The organism is Micromonospora sp. CPM1, assembly GCF_023896895.1.
Taxonomy (GTDB): domain Bacteria; phylum Actinomycetota; class Actinomycetes; order Mycobacteriales; family Micromonosporaceae; genus Micromonospora; species Micromonospora tulbaghiae.
The window spans coordinates 156,568-175,073 of record NZ_JAMHIU010000012.1; the positions used below are offsets into that span (position 1 = coordinate 156,568).

Consider the following 18,506-nt stretch of genomic DNA (forward strand, 5'->3'; position numbering starts at 1 on the left):
TTGACTCAGAACAGCGCGCTGGCCAGGGCGCGTCGGGCGGAGGCCACGGCGGGGTCGTCCGGGCCGGCGATGGTGAACAGGCCGAGCAGGTGCTGGCGTACCCGGTCCCGGTCGTCCCCTGCGGTGCGCCGGACCAGGCCGACGAGCCGCTTGTACGCCTGGTCGGCGAGGCCGCTGAGCACCTCGATGTCGGCGGCGAGCAGTTGGGCGTCCACGTCGTCCGGGGCGGCGGCCGCGGCGTCGAGCGCACCCTGCGGGTCCGCGCCGGCCACGCGGCGGGCCAGCCCGACCTGCGCCAGGCCCGCCTCCGCCGCCGCGTCGGCCGGGGTCTCGGCCAGGATCTTCCGGTACGCCGCCTCGGCGGCGTCGAGGTCACCGCTCATCAGCGCGTCGTCGGCGGCGTCGAGGCGCGGGTCCTCCGGCTCGGCGACTGTGACGCCACCGGCCTTCAGGACCGCCTGGAGCCACTGTCGCAACTGCGACTCCGGCACCGGGCCGGGGAAGGCGTCGATCGGGCGCCCACCGACGATGGCGTACGTGGTGGGCAGCGTCTGGAGCTGGAACATCTGCGCGAGCCGCGGCTGCTGCTGCACGTCGACCCGGGCCAGCAGCCACGCTCCGCCGCCCTCGGCGGCCAGCCGCTCCAGCACCGGGGCGAACTGGTCGCTCTCCGGGTAGCCGGCGGCGCCGAAGAAGACCACGACCGGTGTGGTGAGCGAGCGTTCGAGCACCTCGGACTGGATGTTCGCCTCGGTCACGTCGATCACGGCGGCGGAGCCGGCGGGGCTGCCCGGCAGCCCGGTCGGCCCAGCGCTCTGGGACGGTGTGGCGGAGGAGGTGTCGGCCGGTGCGGGGGTGCGCAGCGCGCTGAGGTCGACCGCGCCGCGGGTGAAGATCGACGAGGTGATCCGTGGGTCGCTCATGGTTGTCTAGTCTCGCACGTACCCCGAGGATCTCCGACCACCCGCAACGCCCACGTCGCCACTCTCACCCCTGCTCAACCCCCGCGCCGCCCCCTCACCCCCACCTCCCCGCGATCTTGCACTTTCCGCCCCGGCAAATGCGACGAACTGCCGCACGCGGAGGGCCCGAACTGCAAGATCGCGGGGGTGAGGGTGGGGGTGGGACGGGGGTCAGAAGCGGGCGGGCTCTCGGTAGACGCCCCACTCGGTGCGGAGGGCGTCGCAGATCTCGCCGAGGGTGGCCTCGGCGCGGACCGCGTCGAGCATGGCGGGGATCATGTTCTCGCCGGTCCGGGAGACCTCGACCATCCGCGCCACGGCGGCGGTGACGGCGGCGTCGTCGCGGGCCGACTTGCGCTCGGTCAGCACCCGGCGCTGCTCCAGCTCCACCTCGTGCGAGATGCGCAGGATCTCCAGGTCCTTGGCGACGGTCCCGGTGTGGCAGTTGACGCCGACGATCCGCTTGTCGCCCTTCTCCAGCGCCTGCTGGTAGACGAACGCCGACTCGGCGATGTGCCCGGTGAACCAGCCGTCCTCGATGCCACGCAGGATGCCGGAGGTCATCGGGCCGATGGTGTGCGGGCCCTCGCCGCCGAGCTGCTTGATCCGGGCGAAGATCTCCTCCGCCTCGGCCTCGATCCGGTCGGTGAGCGCCTCGACGTACCAGGAGCCGCCGAGCGGGTCGGCCACGTTGGTCACGCCGGTCTCCTCCATCAGCACCTGCTGGGTACGCAGGGCGATCTCGGCCGACTCGTCGGTGGGCAGGGCGAGCGTCTCGTCGAGCGCGTTGGTGTGCAGCGAGTTGGTGCCGCCGAGCACCGCGGCCAGGGCCTCCACGGCCGTACGCACCACGTTGTTGACCGGCTGCTGCGCGGTCAGCGACACCCCGGCGGTCTGCGTGTGGAACCGCAGCCACTGGGCCTTCTCGCTGGTGGCGCCGTACACGTCACGCAGCCAGCGGGCCCAGATCCGGCGGGCGGCGCGGAACTTCGCGATCTCCTCGAAGAAGTCCACATGCGAGTCGAAGAAGAAGCTCAGGCCGGGAGCGAACGTGTTCACGTCCAGCCCGCGCGACAGGCCCAGCTCGACGTACCCGAAGCCGTCGGCCAGCGTGTACGCCAGCTCCTGCGCGGCGGTCGAGCCGGCCTCGCGGATGTGGTAGCCGGAGACGGACAGCGGCTTGTACCGGGGGATCTCCCGGGCGCAGTACTCCATCAGGTCACCGATGAGGCGCAGGTGCGGCTCGGGGTCGAACAGCCACTCCTTCTGCGCGATGTACTCCTTGAAGATGTCCGTCTGGAGCGTTCCGTCCAGCGTGGACAGGTCGGCGCCCTGCCGCTCGGCGGCGACCAGGTACATGCAGAAGACCGGCACGGCCGGGCCGGAGATGGTCATCGAGGTGGTCACGCCGGCCAGGTCGATGCCGTCGAACAGCACCTCCATGTCGGCGGCCGAGTCCACAGCGACGCCACAGTGGCCGACCTCGCCGAGCGACTGCGGGTCGTCCGAGTCGCGGCCCATCAGCGTCGGCATGTCGAAGGCGACGGAGAGACCGCCGCCGCCCGCGCCGAGGATCATCTTGTAGCGCTCGTTGGTCTGCCGGGCGTTGCCGAAGCCGGCGAACTGCCGGATGGTCCAGGTCCGCCCGCGGTAGCCGGTCGGGTACAGACCCCGGGTGTACGGGAACTCGCCCGGCCAGCCGATCCGCTCGAACCCGGGGTACGCGGTGTCCTCCGGCGGGCCGTACACCGGCTCGACCGGCATTCCGGACAGCGTGGTGAAGTCCGCGTCGCGCTTGCGGGCGGCGTCGTAGCGGGCCTGCCAGCGGGCCCGACCGGCGGCGATCTCGTCAGCGTCCATGCGCGGAGCTCCTTCTCAAGTCGTCGTCCCGGTTCCGAGTGTAGAGCGAGATCCTGAACGATCCTTAAGGGCTCGCGTACCGGCCGGTAACCCGGCGATCGGCCCCACCGAGGCGACCCATCACCGTCGATCCGCAGGTCAGGACCCTGTCTCACGTGGCGGACGGCTGCCCGGCGCAGCCTCCCGGCGAGCCGGTTCCCGTGCCACACTCCCGCCGTGGGCAATCGAATCGCGACCCGGCTGATTACCTAGGCGGCGTACGCCTCCGCGTGCGTCGCCGGCCAAGCCAACCTGTCGGCTCGTCCCTGTGAGGCCCCCGTGAGCGTGTCCGCATCCACCCCCGCAACCGTCGATCCTCCCCGGCCCGCGCCCGGCCGCCGCCCGCACGACGAGCCCGCCGACGAGCACGGCACGCCGTGCACGATGGTGGTCCACCTCGGCGTGGGTCACTCCACGACCGGGCTGCTCAAGGTGCTGTCAGTGCTGCACTCCCGCCGGGTCGCCGTGTCACACGTCCAGTACGTGCAGTGCCCAGACCGGTCCGCGGTGATGATCGTGGAGTGCTCCCCCGCCACGGCGCCGATGGAGACGGTCCGCAAGAGCGTCGCGAACGCCGTACCGGTCGTCAGCGTCAGCGTGCACAGCGCCCCGGGCCGCGACGGCGTCCGGCGCCTCCGGTCGGGCCGCGGCACCCACAGGTGACCGGTCAGCCGGCGACCTCCGGGCCGCCGGCGCGCATGACGTCCCGGGCGGTGAGCGCCACGTGCAGCGACAGGCGCCGCTCGCTCGAATCCAGGTCGACGCCGAGCACCCGCTCGATCAGCTCCAGCCGCTGGTACAGCGCGGACCGCGACAGGGACATCGCGTCCGCCGCGCGCCGCTTGTTGCGCCCCTCCACGAGGTACGTCTCCAGCAGGGCGACGTGGTTGGTGCCGTGGCGCTGGTCGTAGGAGAGCAGCGGGCCCAGCTCGCGTTCGACGAACGTCTGCAGGCGCACGTCGTCGCGCAGCAGGTACAGCAGGCCCCGGAGGCGGACGTCGTGCAGCCGGTAGAACGGGCGCGGCTCGGCGGTGTGCACCGTCGCGTCGGCGACCTGCGCCGCCTCGACCAGTGAGCGCCGGGCCAGGTCGAGCGTCCGGACCACCGACCCGGCGGCGACCACGACGTCCGATCCGGCCCGGTGGCCCGCCCGGGTGAGCGCGGCGGACAGGCTCCCCAGCGCGGCCTCGTCGGAGCCGGTCCCGTCGAGCGCGACGAGGAGGGTGACACCCGTGCCGCCGGCCGCCTCGTCCACGTCGCCGACGAGCGCGGCGAGCCCGCACTCGCGTACCGCCGTCTCGACCGCGTCGAGCAGTTCCCGCCGGCGCGCGTTCGCCTCGCCGCCGGTGGCCGGGGCCGGCCGGCGACGCCGGACCACGACGCCGAGCAGCAGTCGCTGCTCCAGGACGACACCGAGCCCGCGCGCCCGCAGCGCCACGTCCCGGGTGGGCGCCGAGTGGTTGACGAGGCTCAGCAGCAGGCTGCTGCGCGCCTGCCGCTCGACCGACGACGAGTCCCGGGCGACGAGCTGGTTCAGCGCGATCGTGGACGCGGCCCGTTCCAGCAGCACCCGGGTCCGGGCCGGCGGCTCCTGGTCGCACAGCAGCACGAGCCGCCCCCACCGGTTGCCCCGCGCCTCGACGCCCGTCACCAGCCAGCCCGAGCGCGGCTCGTAGCCGGTGCCGGACGGGACCTCGACCGCGCGGGAGCGGGTCTCCCAGCGGTCGAGCAGTTCCTCGGCGGTCAGCGGGCCGGTCTCGTACGCCAGCACCTGGTGCGCGAGGTTCTCCAGCACGGCGGGACGCCGGGACAGGCGGGTGACCTCGCGGAGCACCTGCCGGGGCTCGGCACCCTCCACCGACAGCTCGGTGAAGACGCGGTGGATCTCGTCCTTCGCGAGCAGCTCGGCCGTCTGCTCCTCGACGATCACCGAGTGGACGACCTCGGTGACCGCGACGAACCGCATCTCGCGCCGGAGCGCGATGAGGGGCAGGTTCCGGCTGCGGGCGTGCTCGACCAGCCCGGCCGGCAGGGTTCCGCCGAACCGGCGGCCCAGCTCGACCACCACACCCGCCGCCCCGACGGCCGCGAGGCCGTCGATCCACCGGCGCAGCCCGTCGTCGTCGGGGGGCAGGCCGATGCCCGTGGTCAGGACCAGTTCGCCGCCGCGGAGCAGGTCGGCGATCTCGGGGATCTCGGCGACGTGCACCCAGCGCACCGGCGCGTCCAGCCGGTCCCGGCCCGCCAGGACGCGCGGCCCGGCCTGCTGCAACGCCGGCAGTTCGAGCACGTCGCGGACGGTCATCGGCATCGGAGCGCCTCCCCCTTCCCTCCGGCGCACAGTATGTGCGCTTCCCGGGGACGGGAACGACACAGTGCCCATTGCCCGGACCTGGGGAAGCGCAGATGATCCCGGGCATGACCCAGACAGCACCCGGCACCGCGCCCGCTCCCGCCCCGCTGGAGCGGGTGACCCACTGGATCGACGGCAAGTCGTTCGCCGGCGTCACCGAGCGTGCGGCCCCAGTCTACGATCCGGCGCTGGGCACGGTCCGGACGGAGGTGCCGCTGGCCTCCGTCGACGAGGTGGACCAGGCCGTCGCCTCGGCCGCCGCCGCGTTCGCCTCCTGGCGGACCTCGTCGCTGACCAAGCGCACCCAGGTGCTGTTCGCGTTCCGCGAGCTGGTCAACCAGCACAAGCAGGAGCTGGCCGAGCTGATCACGGCCGAGCACGGCAAGGTCGTCTCCGACGCCCTCGGCGAGGTCACCCGCGGCCTGGAGGTCGTCGAGTTCGCCTGCGGGATCCCGCACCTGCTCAAGGGCGGTTACTCCGAGGGCGTGTCCACGAACGTGGACGTCTACTCGATCCGCCAGCCGGTCGGCGTCTGCGCCGTCATCTCGCCGTTCAACTTCCCGGTGATGGTCCCGATGTGGTTCGTGCCCATCGCCATCGCGGCCGGCAACACCGTCGTGCTCAAGCCCAGCGAGAAGGACCCGTCCGCGTCGCTGCTCGTGGCCCGGCTCTGGGAGCAGGCCGGCCTGCCCGCCGGCGTGTTCAACGTCGTGCACGGCGACAAGGTCGCCGTGGACCGGCTGCTGGAGCACCCCGAGGTCAAGGCGGTGTCGTTCGTCGGCTCCACGCCGATCGCCCGGTACGTGTACGAGACGGGCACCCGCAACGGCAAGCGCGTCCAGGCCCTCGGCGGCGCGAAGAACCACATGGTGGTGCTGCCGGACGCCGACCTGGACCTGGCCGCCGACGCGGCGGTCAACGCCGGGTTCGGCTCGGCCGGCGAGCGGTGCATGGCGATCTCGGCCCTGGTGGTCGTCGAGCCCGTCGCCGACGACCTGGTGGCCCGGATCCGCGAGCGCATCGCCACGCTGAAGGTCGGTGACGGGCGGCGCTCGTGCGACATGGGCCCGCTGGTCACCCGGGAGCACCGCGACCGCGTCGCGTCGTACCTCGACGCGGGCGTCGAGGCCGGCGCCGAGCTGGTGGTGGACGGCCGTGAGGTGCGGGTCGACGGCGACGAGTCCGGGTTCTGGCTCGGGCCGAGCCTGCTGGACCGGGTGCAGCCGGAGATGAGCGTCTACACCGACGAGATCTTCGGGCCGGTGCTGTCGGTGGTGCGCGTCGGCAGCTACGACGAGGCGCTCGCGCTGGTGAACGCCAACCGGTACGGCAACGGGACGGCCATCTTCACCAACGACGGCGGCGCGGCCCGCCGCTACCAGAACGAGGTCGAGGTCGGCATGGTCGGCGTCAACGTGCCGATCCCGGTGCCGATGGCCTACTACTCCTTCGGCGGCTGGAAGGACAGCCTCTTCGGCGACTCGCACGCCCACGGCGCCGAGGGCGTGCACTTCTTCACCCGCGGCAAGGTCGTCACCTCCCGGTGGCTCGACCCCAGCCACGGCGGGATCAACCTCGGCTTCCCCGAGAACGACTGAGCAGCGGAGAGAGACCGATGAGCACCAGCGCACAGCGCACCTACGAACTCGACCGCGCCCACGTCTTCCACTCCTGGTCCGCCCAGTCGCTGCTCGACCCGATGGTGGTCGAGCGCGCCGAGGGCTCGTACTTCTGGGACGGCGACGGAAACCGCTACCTGGACTTCTCGTCCCAGCTCGTCAACACCAACATCGGCCACCAGCACCCGGTGGTGGTCGCGGCGATCCAGGAGCAGGCGGCGCGCCTGTGCACGATCGCGCCGTCCTACGCCAACGACGTCCGCGGCGAGGCGGCCCGACTGATCACCGAGCTGACCCCGGCGGGCCTTTCCAAGGTGTTCTTCACCAACGGCGGCGCGGACGCGATCGAGCACGCCGTCCGGATGGCCCGGCTGCACACCGGCCGGCCGAAGGTGCTGTCGCAGTACCGCAGCTACCACGGCGGCACCCAGACCGCGGTGAACCTCACCGGCGACCCGCGCCGCTGGCCCAGCGACAACGGCACCGCCGGGGTGGTGCACTTCTTCGGCCCGTTCCTGTACCGGTCGGAGTTCGGCGCCACCACCGAGGAGGAGGAGTGCGCGCTCGCGCTGCGCCACCTCGAACGCGTCGTGGAGATGGAGGGCCCGTCCACCATCGCCGCGATCGTGCTGGAGACGGTGCCGGGCACCGCCGGCATCATGCCGCCGCCGCCGGGCTTCCTCGCAGGCGTACGGGAGCTGTGCGACAGGCACGGCATCCTCTACGTCGCCGACGAGGTGATGGCGGGCTTCGGGCGTACCGGCGCCTGGTTCGCGCTGGACCACTACGGCGTGACGCCCGACCTGATCACCTTCGCCAAGGGCGTGAACTCCGGTTACGTCCCGCTCGGCGGTGTGGTGATCGCCGACCACGTGGCCGAGACGTTCGCCACCCGCGCCTACCCCGGCGGCCTGACCTACTCCGGTCACCCGCTGGCCACCGCCGCCGCCGTCGCGACCATCAACGTGATGCGGGACGAGCGGATCGTCGAGAACGCCGCCACGATCGGCGCCGACGTGCTGGGCCCGGGGCTGCGCGAGCTGGCCGACCGGCACCCGAGCGTCGGTGACGTACGCGGGCTCGGCGTGTTCTGGGCGCTGGAACTGGTACGCGACCGCGAGACGAAGGAGCCGCTGGCGCCGTACGGGTCGTCGTCGCCGGAGATGAACGAGGTGCTGGCCGCGTGCAAGCGGGGCGGCCTGGTCGCGTTCGCGAACTTCAACCGGATCCACGTGGTGCCGCCGTGCACCGTGTCGGAGACGGAGGCCAAGGCGGGCCTGGCGATCCTCGACGAGGCGCTGACACTCGCCGACCGCCACACGGTCTGAGGCAATGCCCACCACCGCCCGCCGGGTCCACCCCGGCGGGCGGTCCCGTATCCGAGAGATCCGCGAGACGGCCGGCGACCCCGGTGACGCGGAGACCGACGCACCCAGAAGGTGACGAATGACTACCGTAGATCTCGCCGACCCACCGGTCACCAACCCGTTCACCGGCACCACCGGACTTCCGCGTACGTCCGAGGGCTGGACCCAGCTCGTCACCCCGGACGGGCGCCTGCACCCCGAGGTCGACGCCGACCGCGACGCGCTCGGCCGCCTCACCCGTGACCTGTACCGGGGGATGCGGCTCGCCCGCCGCCTCGACGACGAGGCGTTCGCGTTGCAGCGACAGGGCGAGCTGGGCCTGTGGCTGCAGTGCCGCGGCCAGGAGGCCGCCCAGGTCGGTTCCGTCGCGGCGGTACGCGCCGACGACTACGTCTTCCCGAGCTACCGGGAGCACGCCGCGGCGCTGTGGCGCGGCATCGGCCCGGCCGACCTGCTGCGCCAGTGGCGCGGCGTCGCGCACAGCGGCTGGGACCCGGAGCCGTACTCGTTCCACATCTACACGCTGGTCCTGGCCGCCCAGCTGCTGCACGCCACCGGGTACGCCCTCGGAGTGCAGCGCGACGGCAGCGACACGGTCGTCGTGACGTACTTCGGTGACGGCGCCGCCAGCGAGGGCGACGCGAGCGAGGCCATGAACATCGCCGCCGTCAACGCCGCCCCGATGGTGTTCTTCTGCCAGAACAACCAGTGGGCCATCTCGACGCCGACGGCGTCGCAGACGCGTACGCCGATCCACCGGCGCGGCGCCGGGTTCGGCCTGCGCAGCGAGTGGGTCGACGGCAACGACGTGCTGGCGGTGTACGCGGTGACGTCAGCGGTGACCGCGCACGCCAGGTCCGGCAACGGCCCCGCGATCGTCGAGGCCACCACGTACCGGATGGGTGGGCACAGCACGTCGGACGACCCGACCCGGTACCGCACCGACGACGAGCTGGAGGCGTGGCGGGCGCGGGATCCGCTGGCCCGGGTCGAGGCGCTCATGCGCGCCGAGGGCTGGAGCGACGAGGCGTTCCTCGGCGAGATCCAGGCCGAGGCGGACGAGCTGGCCGACCGTACCCGCCGGGAGTGCCTGGCGCTGACGGCGCCGGACCTCGCGGACGCCTTCGCCACCGTGCTGGCCGACGTGCCCCCGCTCCTGCGGGAGGAGCGCGACGCGTTCGTCGCCTACCGCGCCTCCTTCCTCGACTGACGCCCGCCCGCGATCGGAGAACTCGTTCATGCTCACCCTCTGTCAGGCACTGAACAGCGGCCTGCGCCGCGCCATGGAGGACGACGACAAGGTCCTCCTGATGGGCGAGGACGTCGGCCGGCTCGGCGGCGTCTTCCGGGTCACCGACGGTCTCCAGAAGGACTTCGGCGAGGCCCGGGTGGTGGACACCACCCTCGCCGAGTCCGGGATCATCGGCACCGCCATCGGGCTGGCGCTGCGCGGCTACCGCCCGGTCTGCGAGATCCAGTTCGACGGCTTCGTCTACCCCGCGTTCAACCAGATCGTCTCCCAGCTCGCCAAGATGCGGGCGCGCACCGGCGGCCGTACCGGCCTGCCCGTGGTCGTGCGGATCCCCGTGGGCGGCGGCATCGGCGCGGTGGAGCACCACAGCGAGTCGAACGAGGCGTACTTCGCGCACACCGCCGGGCTGCGGGTCGTCTACTGCGCCAGCCCGGACGACGCGCACTGGATGATCCGCCAGGCCGTCGCCGGTGACGACCCGGTCATCTTCTACGAGCCGAAGCGCCGCTACTGGGTCAAGGGCGAGGTGACAACCGCCGGGCCGCCGCTGCCGCTGGACCGCGCCCGGACCGTGCGGCCGGGCACCGACGTGACCCTGCTGACGTACGGCGGCACGGTCGCCACCTGCGTCGCCGCCGCCGAGGCCGCCGCTCAGGAGGGCCGCGACATCGAGGTGATCGACCTGCGGTCCATCTCCCCGCTGGACGTGGCGACCATCGAGGAGTCCGTGCGCCGTACCGGCCGGGCGGTGGTGGTCCACGAGGCCCCCACGTTCGCCGGGTTCGGCGCCGAGGTCGTCGCGCAGGTGACGAGCCGGTGCTTCTACTCGCTGGAGGCGCCGGTCGAGCGGGTCGGCGGCTTCAACCTGCCGTACCCGCCGGCCAAGGTCGAGGAGGAGTACCTGCCCGACCTGGACCGGATCCTCGACGCCGTCGACCGCGTCCTGGCCGCGTGAAGGGAGAGGTACCAGTGAGCGTTCAACAGTTCCGCCTGCCCGACGTCGGCGAGGGCCTCACCGAGGCCGAGATCGTCACCTGGCGGGTCGCACCGGGCGATCCGGTCCGCCTCAACGACGTCCTGGTGGACATCGAGACCGCCAAGGCCGTGGTCGAGCTGCCCAGCCCGTACGCCGGCGTGGTGGACCGCCTCCTCGCCGAAGAGGGACAGACCGTCGACGTCGGCTCGCCGATCATCGCGATCCGGACGGCGGGCGACGGCCCCGCGGCCCCGCCCGCCGACGAGCCCGCCGCCGCGACGCCGGCCGGGGACGAGCCGGCCGCCGACGAGCCGGCCGTGGAGCGCACCGCCGTGCTCGTGGGCTACGGGGTGTCGGCCCAGGCGCGGACGCGCCGGCCGCGCCGCGCGACGCGGTCCGTCCGCCCGGCCGAGCCCGCCCGCGGGCCGCACACGTCCCGGCCGCCGGTGCTCACCAAGCCGCCGCTGCGCAAGCTCGCGAAGGACCTCGGTGTGGAGCTGACCGAGGTACGCGGCAGCGGCCCCGGCGGCCGGATCACCCGCCAGGACCTGCTCGACCACACCACCGGCCCGGCGCCCGTGGCCGACCACCGGCGGGACGAACGCCTGCCCGTGCGCGGGGTCCGCAAGGTGACCGCCGCCGCCATGGTCGCCAGCGCGTTCACCGCGCCGCACGTCACCGAGTTCCTCACCGTCGACATGACCGGCACGGTCGAGTTCGTGGACCGGCTGAAGCAGGACCCGGCCTTCCAGGGGGTGAAGGTCAGCCCGCTGCTCGTGGCGTCGCTCGCGGTGCTGGACGCCGTCCGCCGGTACCCGGACGTCAACGCCCGCTGGGACGAGGAGAACCAGGAGATCGTCCGGTTCGCCGACGTCAACCTGGGCATCGCCGCCGCGACGCCGCGCGGCCTGCTGGTGCCGAACGTCAAGGCCGCGCAGAACCTTCCGGTACGGGATCTCGCGGTCGCCCTGAACGAGCTGGCGGCCACCGCGCGGGAGGGCCGCACCCGTCCCGCCGACCTGTCCGGCGGGACGATCACCATCACCAACATCGGGGTGTTCGGGGTGGACGCCGGCACCCCGATCCTCAACCCGGGTGAGGCGGCGATCCTCTGCCTCGGCGCGCTGCGCCGGATGCCGTGGGTGGTCGACGAGCAGGTCGTCCCCCGGTGGACGGTGCAGTTGTCGCTGTCGTTCGACCACCGGCTGGTGGACGGCGAACTGGGCAGCCGGGTGCTGGCCCACGTCGGGCGGTTCCTGGAGGACCCGCTGTGGGGCCTGGCCCTGCGCTGAGGTCCCGGTAGGCGGACGGCGCGCGGACGGACGACGAGGTCCGTCCGCGCGCCGTCGCCGTACGCGCGGCGCGCGTCAGTCCACGACCTCGAACCCGACGCCGGCGGACGGCCGCGGCGCGACGCCGCCCGCCGGCGCGATCGGTTCGCCGACCTCCTCGGACGCGGCGAGCCGGAACCGCACGTACTCCAGCTCGCCGGAGAACTCGTGCCGGGCCGGGTAGCTCGGCGACACCGGCGAGTGGATGCTGCGCCCGACGTCCATGCCCGCGAAGCCGTGGAAGAACGGCAGCAACTGCGGGAACAGCGCCTCGCCCGCCGCCTCGCCGTCCACGTACAGGCGGCCGGTGCCCTGGCAGTCGGCCGTCTTCGTCAGCTCGAAGGTCAGCTCCACCGGGCCCAGCGGCAGCTCGCCCTCGGACCGCAGCACGTAACGGGTGCCGAGATGGTTGTACTCGTACACCAGGTGGTTGTCCTGGATGTGCAGCACGTACCCGCCGCTGACGTTGCCGAGCACCACGATCACGCCGCCCTGGGTGGCGTCGGTGCGGTGCACCGGCGCGGTGATGGCGTGCGAGCGGTTCATCGTCGGCGGCACCGCCGCGCCGGAGATCGTCGGCACACCGGCCAGGTACGTGAAGTCCAGCCGGTCCCGCACCGATCCGGGGCGCGGCACCCGGGCCCGGATCGCGAAACCCCTGTCGTCCAGCGGCAGCACGTCGTAGCGGGCCGCCTCGATCCAGAACTCCTCGATGAGACGCCGCAGCACCTCCGGATGCTCGGCGGCGAGATCGCGGCTCTCGGTGGGATCGTCCTCGATCCGGTACAGCTCCCAGCGGTCCTCGTCCCAGGAGGTGCCCCGCTCGTGGAACGCCACCGCCTTCCAGCCCTGGTGGTAGATGCCGCGGTGGCCGAACATCTCGAAGTACTGGCGGTCCCGCGACGGCGGCGCCGCCGGGTCGCGCAGCCCGTCGCGGAAGCTGCGGCCGTGCAGCGGCATCTGCGGGACACCCCGGCGTACGGCGGGCGGCCGCACCCCGACGAGGTCGAGCACCGTCGCGGTGACGTCGATGCTGTGCTGGAACTGCGTCCGCACCTCCCCGCCGGGTACGTCACCGGCCGGCCAGCTCAGCACGAACGGCACCCGGACCCCGCCCTCGTGGGTGTGCTGCTTGTAGCGGCGGAACGGGGTGTTGCTGACCTGCGCCCAGCCCAGCGGATAGTTGCTCTGCGCCCGCGGGCCGCCGATCTCGTCGATCCGGGCCAGGCTGTCCTGGAGGTTCTCCGGCACCCGGTTCTGGAAGGCGGTGGGGTTGAGCGTGCCGAGCGGCGTGCCCTCGGGGCTCGCGCCGTTGTCCGACATGACGACGAAGATCGTGTCGTCCAGCCGGCCGATCCGTTCCAGGAAGTCGACCAGGCGCCCGAGCTGGGCGTCGGTGTGGTCGACCATCGCCGCGTACGCCTCCTGCATGCGGGCGAACAGGCGCCGCTGCTCCGGCGGCACGTCGTCCCACGGCACGACGCCCGGGTTGTGCGGTGGCAGCGGCGCGTCCGGCGGGATGATGCCCAGCCCGATCTGCCGCCGGTGCCGGTCCGCGCGGATGACGTCCCAGCCGGCGTCGTAGCGGCCCCGGTACTTCGCCAGGTACTCCGGCGGGGCCTGGTGCGGCGCGTGCGCGGCTGCGTACGCCAGATACAGGAAGAACGGCTTCTCCGGGGTGAACGAGGTCTGGTCCCGGACGAACCCGATGGCCCGGTCGGTCAGATCCTCGGTGAGGTGGTAGCCCTCCTCCGGGGTGGCCGGCGGATCCACCTGGTGGTTGTCGTACACCAGTTCCGGATAGAAGTTGTCGGTCTCGGCCTCCAGGAAGCCGTAGTACCGCTCGAAGCCGCGGCCCAGCGGCCACTGGTCGTACGGGCCGGACGGCGTGGTGTGCTCCAGCGGCGCGACGTGCCACTTGCCGACCGCCATGGTGTTGAACCCGGCGTCGACCAGCATCTCGGCGACTGTGGCGGCGGCGTGGGTGATCCGGCCCCGGCCGCTGGGGAATCCGCTGTCGAAGTTGGACAGCATGCGCATGCCGACGCTGTGGTGGTTGCGGCCGGTGAGCACGCTGGCCCGGGTCGGCGAGCACAGCGGCGAGGTGTGGAAGTTGGTGTACCGCAGCCCGGAGGCGGCCAGCCGGTCGATCGTCGGGGTGTCGATCTCGGCGCCGAAGCAGCCGAAGTCGGCGAACCCGACGTCGTCCAGCAGCACGTACACCACGTTCGGCGTACCCGCGGCGGCCGACGGGGGCGCGCTCCAGTGTTCCGTCGACTCGTCGTAGGTGCGTCCGATGGTCCCCTCGTACGGAGGGTCCGCCAGAGGTCCGGTCACGGTACGCCTCAGCCGGCCGTCGTGCCGCCGTCGAGGACGAGCGTGTGGCCCGTGATCATGCGCGCCTCGTCGCTGGCGAGGAACACCACCGCGTCGGCCGAGTCGCGCGGCGTCGCCATGCGGCCCAGCGGGATCGACGCCCGGAAGTTCTCCCGCGCGCTGTCCGGCACGTCCCCCATCCCGCCCAGGAACGCCGAGAGCATCGGCGTCTCGGTCGCCGCCGGGGCGATCGCGTTGACCCGGACGCCGTGCGGCGCGAGTTCCAGCGCCAGCGCCTTCATCAGGCCGATGACGCCGTGCTTGGCGGCGGTGTACGGCGCGTACCGGGGGCGGGCGATGACGGCCTGGAGCGACGCGGTGAACACGATCGCGCCGCCACCGGCCTCGATCAGCGCGGGCGCGGCGGCCTGCGCGGTCCAGAACGCGCCCTTGAGGTTGACGTCGACCACGCGGTCCAGCGTCGCCTGGTCCACCTCGTCGAGCGGGCCGGTGAACGGCGTACCGGCGTTGGCGTGCATGAGGTCGAGCCGGCCGAACCGCTCGACGGCGGTCTCCACGGCGGCGCGGCAGTCAGCGGCCCGGGTGACGTCGCAGGCCACGCCGACCACGGCGGATCCGAACCCGGCGGCCGCCTCGGCGGCGCGGTCGCCGTCGAGGTCGGCGATGACCACGCGCGCGCCCTCCTCGACGAGCCGGCCGACGGTGGCCAGTCCGATGCCGCTGGCGCCTCCGGTGACGACGGCGACGCGGTCAACCAACCTCATGTGCTGCTCCTGTTGAATCGGTCCAGGAGGTCGCCGCTCAGGGTGGGCACCGCGGACAGCAGCCTCTGGGTGTAGGGGTGCCGGGGGTCGGAGTAGATCGATTCGGTCTCACCCGTCTCGACGATCCGGCCCTGGTTCATCACCGCGATCCGGTCGCAGAGGTACCGGACGACGGACAGATCGTGGGAGACCAGGATCAGGGTCAGCTTGAACTGCTCGGCCAGGTCGGTGAGCAGGTTGAGGATCTGCGCGCGCACCGAGACGTCGAGCGCGCTGACCGGCTCGTCCCCCACGATGACCTTCGGCCCGGCCGCGAGGGCACGGGCGATGGCGATGCGCTGCCGCTGACCGCCGGAGAACTGGTGCGGGTAGCGGGTCACCGCCTCCTCGGGCAGACCCACCGAGTGCATCAGCTCGGCCACGCGGGCCCGGTGGTCGCCGGGCAGGCGCAGCGCGCGCATCGGCTCCGCGATGATGTCCGCGACGCGCATGCGCGGGTTCAGCGACGACATCGGGTCCTGGAGCACCATCTGCACGTCGCGGCGCAGGAACCCGAGCCGCCGCTCCGGTACGCCACTGATCCGCTGGCCGTCGTAGAACGCGGTGCCGGACGTCGGCTGGTCGAGGGCCATGAGGATGCGCGACAGCGTGGACTTGCCGGAGCCGCTCTCCCCCACGATGCCGAACGCCTCGCCCTCGTGGACCTGCACGCTGACGCCGTCGAGCGCGCGGATCGGCTGGCCCGGCGTACGCAGCGACCGCCGCGGGGCGCGGTACTCGCGCACCACGTCGACGGCTTCCAGCAACGGGGTGGTGGTCATGCGCTGGCCTTCCCGCTTCCTAGGGGCTGGTCGCTCTCGATCGGGTGGTGGCAGGCCGCCCGCTGGGTGCTGCCGGGCGGCGCCGTCAGCAGCGGCACCGTGCCGCAGACGTCGTCGGCGCGCGGGCAGCGGTTGCGGTACACGCAGCCGGTGGGGAACGACCCGAGCGACGGGACACGCCCCGGGATGGTGGACAGCCGGCCACTTCCGTCGGTGCTCTCCAGCACCGTGGACGCCCGCAGGCCCGCCGTGTACGGGTGCCGGGGCGAGTCGAACACCGTCGCCACGTCGCCGTGCTCGACGATCGAGCCGCCGTACATGACGAGCAGTTCCTCGCAGATGCTCGCGACGACCGGCAGGTCGTGCGTGATGAGCAGCAGCGACGCGCCCTCCTCGCGCACCAGCGTGTCCATCAGCCGCAGCATCTCCGCCTGCACCGTGACGTCCAGCGCGGTGGTGGGCTCGTCCGCGACCAGCACGGCCGGGTCGCACGCCAGCGCGATGGCCAGGACGACGCGCTGGCGCTGGCCGCCGGAGAGCTGGTGCGGGTACTTGCGCGCGGTGCGGTCGGGCTCGGGGAGCTGGACCCGTTCGAGCAGTTCGACCGCGCGGGCCGAGGCCGCCGCCCGGCTCATCCCCTTGTGCAGCCGCAGCGACTCGGCGACCTGGTTGCCCACCCGCATCAGCGGGTTGAGCGCCGTCATCGGCTCCTGGAACACCATGGCGATGTCGTTGCCGCGGACCGCGCACATCTCCTTGTCGGACAGGTCGAGCAGGTTCCGGCCGTTCAGCAGCACCCGGCCGGACGCGGTCACGCCGTGGGGCAGCAGGCCCATCAGCGCGAGCGCGGTCAGGGACTTGCCGCAGCCGGACTCGCCGATGAGCCCCATCCGCCGGCCCCGCCCGATCTCGAACGAGACGCCCTTGACGGCCTGGATGTCGTGGACCTTGACGACGAGGTCCTCCACCACGAGCCCGCTCACGCCGCTCACCGTCCTCTCAGCCGCGGGTCGAGGGCGTCGCGCAGCCCGTCGCCCATGAGGTTGAAGCCGAGCACCGACAGGGCGATGGCCAGACCGGGCCAGACGGCGAGCATCGGCTGCACGACGAAGTAGTTCTGGGCCTCCTGGAGCATCCGGCCCCAGGTGGGGGTCGGTGGCGGGGTGCCGTACCCGAGGTAGGACAGCGCCGCCTCGGCGAGCACCGCGTGCGCGAACGACACCGACGCCTGCACGATGAGCAGGGCCGCGATGTTCGGCAGCACGTACCGCACCATGAGCACCACGCCGCGGCGGCCGTAGCTGCGCGCGGCGAGCACGAAGTCGCTCTGCAGCACCTGCATCGCGCCGGCCCGGGTGAGGCGGCCGAACACCGGGACGTTGGCGACGCCGATGGCGATCATGCCGGTGAGCGTGGAGGCGCCGAAGCCGGCGGCCAGGATGATCGCCAGCAGGATGGCCGGGAACGCGAACACGATGTCCAGCGCCCGCATCACCGGCTCGCTCAGCCAGCGGTGCCCGGTGGCGGCGAGCAGACCCAGCGGTACGCCGACAGCGGCGGCGATGGCGACGGCGACGACACCGACGAACAGTGTGGTCCGCGCGCCGACGAGGAGCTGGCTGACGATGTCCCGGCCGAAGTGGTCGGTGCCGAGCCAGTGGTCCCCGCCCGGGGACAGCAGCGTCTGCGACGGGTCGACCCGCGTGGGGTCGTACGGCGTCCAGAGGAACGACACGAGTGCGGTGAGGACGACCAGGCCCACCAGGCCGGCGCCGATCACCAGCGTGAGGTTCCAGCGGCGGCGCGGCTTGACGGGGCCGGCCGCGACGACGTCGGCGGTGGCGTCCGGTGGGGCGTCGGCGACTGATGTCATGCCTTGCTCCTCAGCCTGGGGTCGACCGCGTGGTACACCACGTCGACGACGAAGTTGATCAGAAGCACCGCGGCGGTCAGCACCATCACGGTGCCCTGCACCTTCAGCAGGTCGCGGTTGCCCACGTCCTGCAGCAGCATCCGGCCGAGACCGGGCAGGCCGAAGACGTTCTCGATCACGACGGTGCCGATGAGCAGCGTCGCGAGCTGCAGGCCGAGGACGGTGATGACCGGGATGGCCGCGTTGCGCAGCGCGTGCCGGGTCAGCGCCTGCGAGCGGCTGAGGCCCTTGGCCCGCGCGGTCTGGATGAAGTCCTCCTGCATGACCTCGACCACCGCGGACCGGACGTAGCGCATCAGGATCGCGCCCTGGGCCACGCCGAGGACCAGCGCCGGCATCAGCAGGGCCTGCACGGCGCCGCCGACGTCGTCCCACCCGGTGAACCCGCCGGCGGGCAGCCACTGCAACTTCACCGCGAACACGGTGATGAGCAGGATGCCGAGCCAGAACGACGGAACGGCGATGCCGACCTGGCTCAGCGCGGACAGCGCCGTCCCGATCGCGGTACGGCTCTTCACCGCGGCGAGGATGCCCAGCGGCACGGCGATGAGCAGCGCCAGCGTCATCCCGGCCAGGATGAGCGGCACCGTCACGCCGAGCTTGTCGGCGATCTCCGAGCCGACCGACACCCCGCTGAGCGGCGAGATGCCGAAGTCACCGCGGATCAGGCCGCCGGCCCAGTCGAGGTACCGCTCGGTGAACGGCCGGTTCGTGCCGAACTGCTCCCGCAGCGCCTCCAGCGCCTCCGGGGTGGCGTTCACGCCGAGCATCGCCTGCGCCTGGTCGCCCGGCAGCAGCGCCAGCATCGTGAAGACGAGGATGGACGCGGCGAACAGCGATACCGCGAGGATGGCCAGCCGCCGGACGAAGTAGATCACCATGCGTGTGTGCT

At 72.6% G+C, this 18,506-nt stretch carries 15 protein-coding genes; 6 read left to right on the plus strand and 9 right to left on the minus strand.

Translation table 11 applies throughout. The features are described from left to right. Positions 1 to 5: 5 nt before the first annotated feature. A complete protein-coding gene (locus M8C11_RS17005; protein ID WP_252450446.1) occupies positions 6 to 923 on the minus strand; it encodes a tetratricopeptide repeat protein in 918 nt (305 codons plus the stop codon). 210 nt (positions 924 to 1,133) lie between these two features. Next, complete coding sequence (locus M8C11_RS17010) at positions 1,134 to 2,822, minus strand: methylmalonyl-CoA mutase (RefSeq protein WP_121685044.1); 1,689 nt, start codon at positions 2,820 to 2,822, stop codon at positions 1,134 to 1,136. Between the two features lie 318 nt (positions 2,823 to 3,140). Between M8C11_RS17010 and M8C11_RS17015 the strand changes: the two genes are divergently transcribed. Then, entirely contained in the window at positions 3,141 to 3,524 is a 384-nt protein-coding gene (locus M8C11_RS17015) for a hypothetical protein (RefSeq protein WP_252450448.1), read from the plus strand. Between the two features lie 4 nt (positions 3,525 to 3,528). Here M8C11_RS17015 and M8C11_RS17020 read toward each other — a convergent pair whose 3' ends face one another. Continuing rightward, positions 3,529 to 5,172, minus strand: a complete 1,644-nt coding sequence (locus M8C11_RS17020; RefSeq protein ID WP_252450461.1) for a PucR family transcriptional regulator ligand-binding domain-containing protein — start codon at positions 5,170 to 5,172, stop codon at positions 3,529 to 3,531. 107 nt (positions 5,173 to 5,279) lie between these two features. Here M8C11_RS17020 and M8C11_RS17025 point away from each other — a divergent pair, with 107 nt between their 5' ends. The 5 genes from M8C11_RS17025 to M8C11_RS17045 all read left to right on the plus strand — a co-directional run bounded on the left by M8C11_RS17025 (position 5,280) and on the right by M8C11_RS17045 (position 11,720). Continuing rightward, entirely contained in the window at positions 5,280 to 6,812 is a 1,533-nt protein-coding gene (locus M8C11_RS17025; RefSeq protein ID WP_374668484.1) for a CoA-acylating methylmalonate-semialdehyde dehydrogenase, read from the plus strand. Between the two features lie 17 nt (positions 6,813 to 6,829). After that, positions 6,830 to 8,161 (plus strand): aspartate aminotransferase family protein, encoded by a 1,332-nt coding sequence (locus M8C11_RS17030; protein WP_252450470.1) that lies wholly within the window; start codon positions 6,830 to 6,832, stop codon positions 8,159 to 8,161. 118 nt (positions 8,162 to 8,279) lie between these two features. Next, positions 8,280 to 9,410 (plus strand): thiamine pyrophosphate-dependent dehydrogenase E1 component subunit alpha, encoded by a 1,131-nt coding sequence (locus M8C11_RS17035; RefSeq protein WP_252450478.1) that lies wholly within the window; start codon positions 8,280 to 8,282, stop codon positions 9,408 to 9,410. Between the two features lie 28 nt (positions 9,411 to 9,438). Continuing rightward, entirely contained in the window at positions 9,439 to 10,407 is a 969-nt protein-coding gene (locus tag M8C11_RS17040) for an alpha-ketoacid dehydrogenase subunit beta (RefSeq protein ID WP_123110079.1), read from the plus strand. 14 nt (positions 10,408 to 10,421) lie between these two features. After that, complete coding sequence (locus M8C11_RS17045; protein ID WP_252450480.1) at positions 10,422 to 11,720, plus strand: dihydrolipoamide acetyltransferase family protein; 1,299 nt, start codon at positions 10,422 to 10,424, stop codon at positions 11,718 to 11,720. A gap of 75 nt (positions 11,721 to 11,795) precedes the next feature. On the opposite strand, the gene M8C11_RS17050 is transcribed toward M8C11_RS17045, so the two are convergent. Genes M8C11_RS17050 through M8C11_RS17075 form a run of 6 tightly spaced genes read right to left on the minus strand, consistent with a single transcriptional unit; the run spans position 11,796 to position 18,495 of the window. Beyond that, on the minus strand, positions 11,796 to 14,096 hold the full coding sequence (locus M8C11_RS17050; protein WP_252450482.1) for an arylsulfatase: 2,301 nt from the start codon (positions 14,094 to 14,096) through the stop codon (positions 11,796 to 11,798). A gap of 8 nt (positions 14,097 to 14,104) precedes the next feature. Further along, complete coding sequence (locus M8C11_RS17055) at positions 14,105 to 14,860, minus strand: SDR family NAD(P)-dependent oxidoreductase (protein WP_121685035.1); 756 nt, start codon at positions 14,858 to 14,860, stop codon at positions 14,105 to 14,107. Continuing rightward, on the minus strand, positions 14,857 to 15,681 hold the full coding sequence (locus tag M8C11_RS17060) for an ATP-binding cassette domain-containing protein (RefSeq protein WP_252450488.1): 825 nt from the start codon (positions 15,679 to 15,681) through the stop codon (positions 14,857 to 14,859). Before M8C11_RS17060 ends, M8C11_RS17055 begins: the two co-directional genes overlap by 4 nt. Beyond that, entirely contained in the window at positions 15,678 to 16,664 is a 987-nt protein-coding gene (locus M8C11_RS17065; RefSeq protein WP_252450490.1) for an ABC transporter ATP-binding protein, read from the minus strand. The genes M8C11_RS17060 and M8C11_RS17065 overlap by 4 nt, the downstream gene beginning before the upstream one ends. A gap of 5 nt (positions 16,665 to 16,669) precedes the next feature. Next, a complete protein-coding gene (locus tag M8C11_RS17070) occupies positions 16,670 to 17,554 on the minus strand; it encodes an ABC transporter permease (protein ID WP_013288207.1) in 885 nt (294 codons plus the stop codon). Further along, the gene (locus M8C11_RS17075; protein ID WP_104114889.1) at positions 17,551 to 18,495 is read right to left on the minus strand and encodes an ABC transporter permease; all 945 of its coding nucleotides are present in this window, start codon (positions 18,493 to 18,495) and stop codon (positions 17,551 to 17,553) included. Before M8C11_RS17075 ends, M8C11_RS17070 begins: the two co-directional genes overlap by 4 nt. Positions 18,496 to 18,506 lie beyond the last annotated feature (11 nt).

Excerpts from the sequence above, each read along its gene's own strand:
- M8C11_RS17005 (WP_252450446.1), bottom strand. The coding sequence starts at position 923 with ATGAGCGACCCACGGATCACCTCGTCGATCTTCACCCGCGGCGCGGTC.
- M8C11_RS17010 (WP_121685044.1), bottom strand. The coding sequence starts at position 2,822 with ATGGACGCTGACGAGATCGCCGCCGGTCGGGCCCGCTGGCAGGCCCGC.
- M8C11_RS17020 (WP_252450461.1), bottom strand. The coding sequence starts at position 5,172 with ATGCCGATGACCGTCCGCGACGTGCTCGAACTGCCGGCGTTGCAGCAG.
- M8C11_RS17025 (WP_374668484.1), top strand. The coding sequence starts at position 5,280 with ATGACCCAGACAGCACCCGGCACCGCGCCCGCTCCCGCCCCGCTGGAG.
- M8C11_RS17030 (WP_252450470.1), top strand. The coding sequence starts at position 6,830 with ATGAGCACCAGCGCACAGCGCACCTACGAACTCGACCGCGCCCACGTC.
- M8C11_RS17035 (WP_252450478.1), top strand. The coding sequence starts at position 8,280 with ATGACTACCGTAGATCTCGCCGACCCACCGGTCACCAACCCGTTCACC.
- M8C11_RS17040 (WP_123110079.1), top strand. The coding sequence starts at position 9,439 with ATGCTCACCCTCTGTCAGGCACTGAACAGCGGCCTGCGCCGCGCCATG.
- M8C11_RS17055 (WP_121685035.1), bottom strand. The coding sequence starts at position 14,860 with ATGAGGTTGGTTGACCGCGTCGCCGTCGTCACCGGAGGCGCCAGCGGC.
- M8C11_RS17060 (WP_252450488.1), bottom strand. The coding sequence starts at position 15,681 with ATGACCACCACCCCGTTGCTGGAAGCCGTCGACGTGGTGCGCGAGTAC.
- M8C11_RS17070 (WP_013288207.1), bottom strand. The coding sequence starts at position 17,554 with ATGACATCAGTCGCCGACGCCCCACCGGACGCCACCGCCGACGTCGTC.
- M8C11_RS17075 (WP_104114889.1), bottom strand. The coding sequence starts at position 18,495 with ATGGTGATCTACTTCGTCCGGCGGCTGGCCATCCTCGCGGTATCGCTG.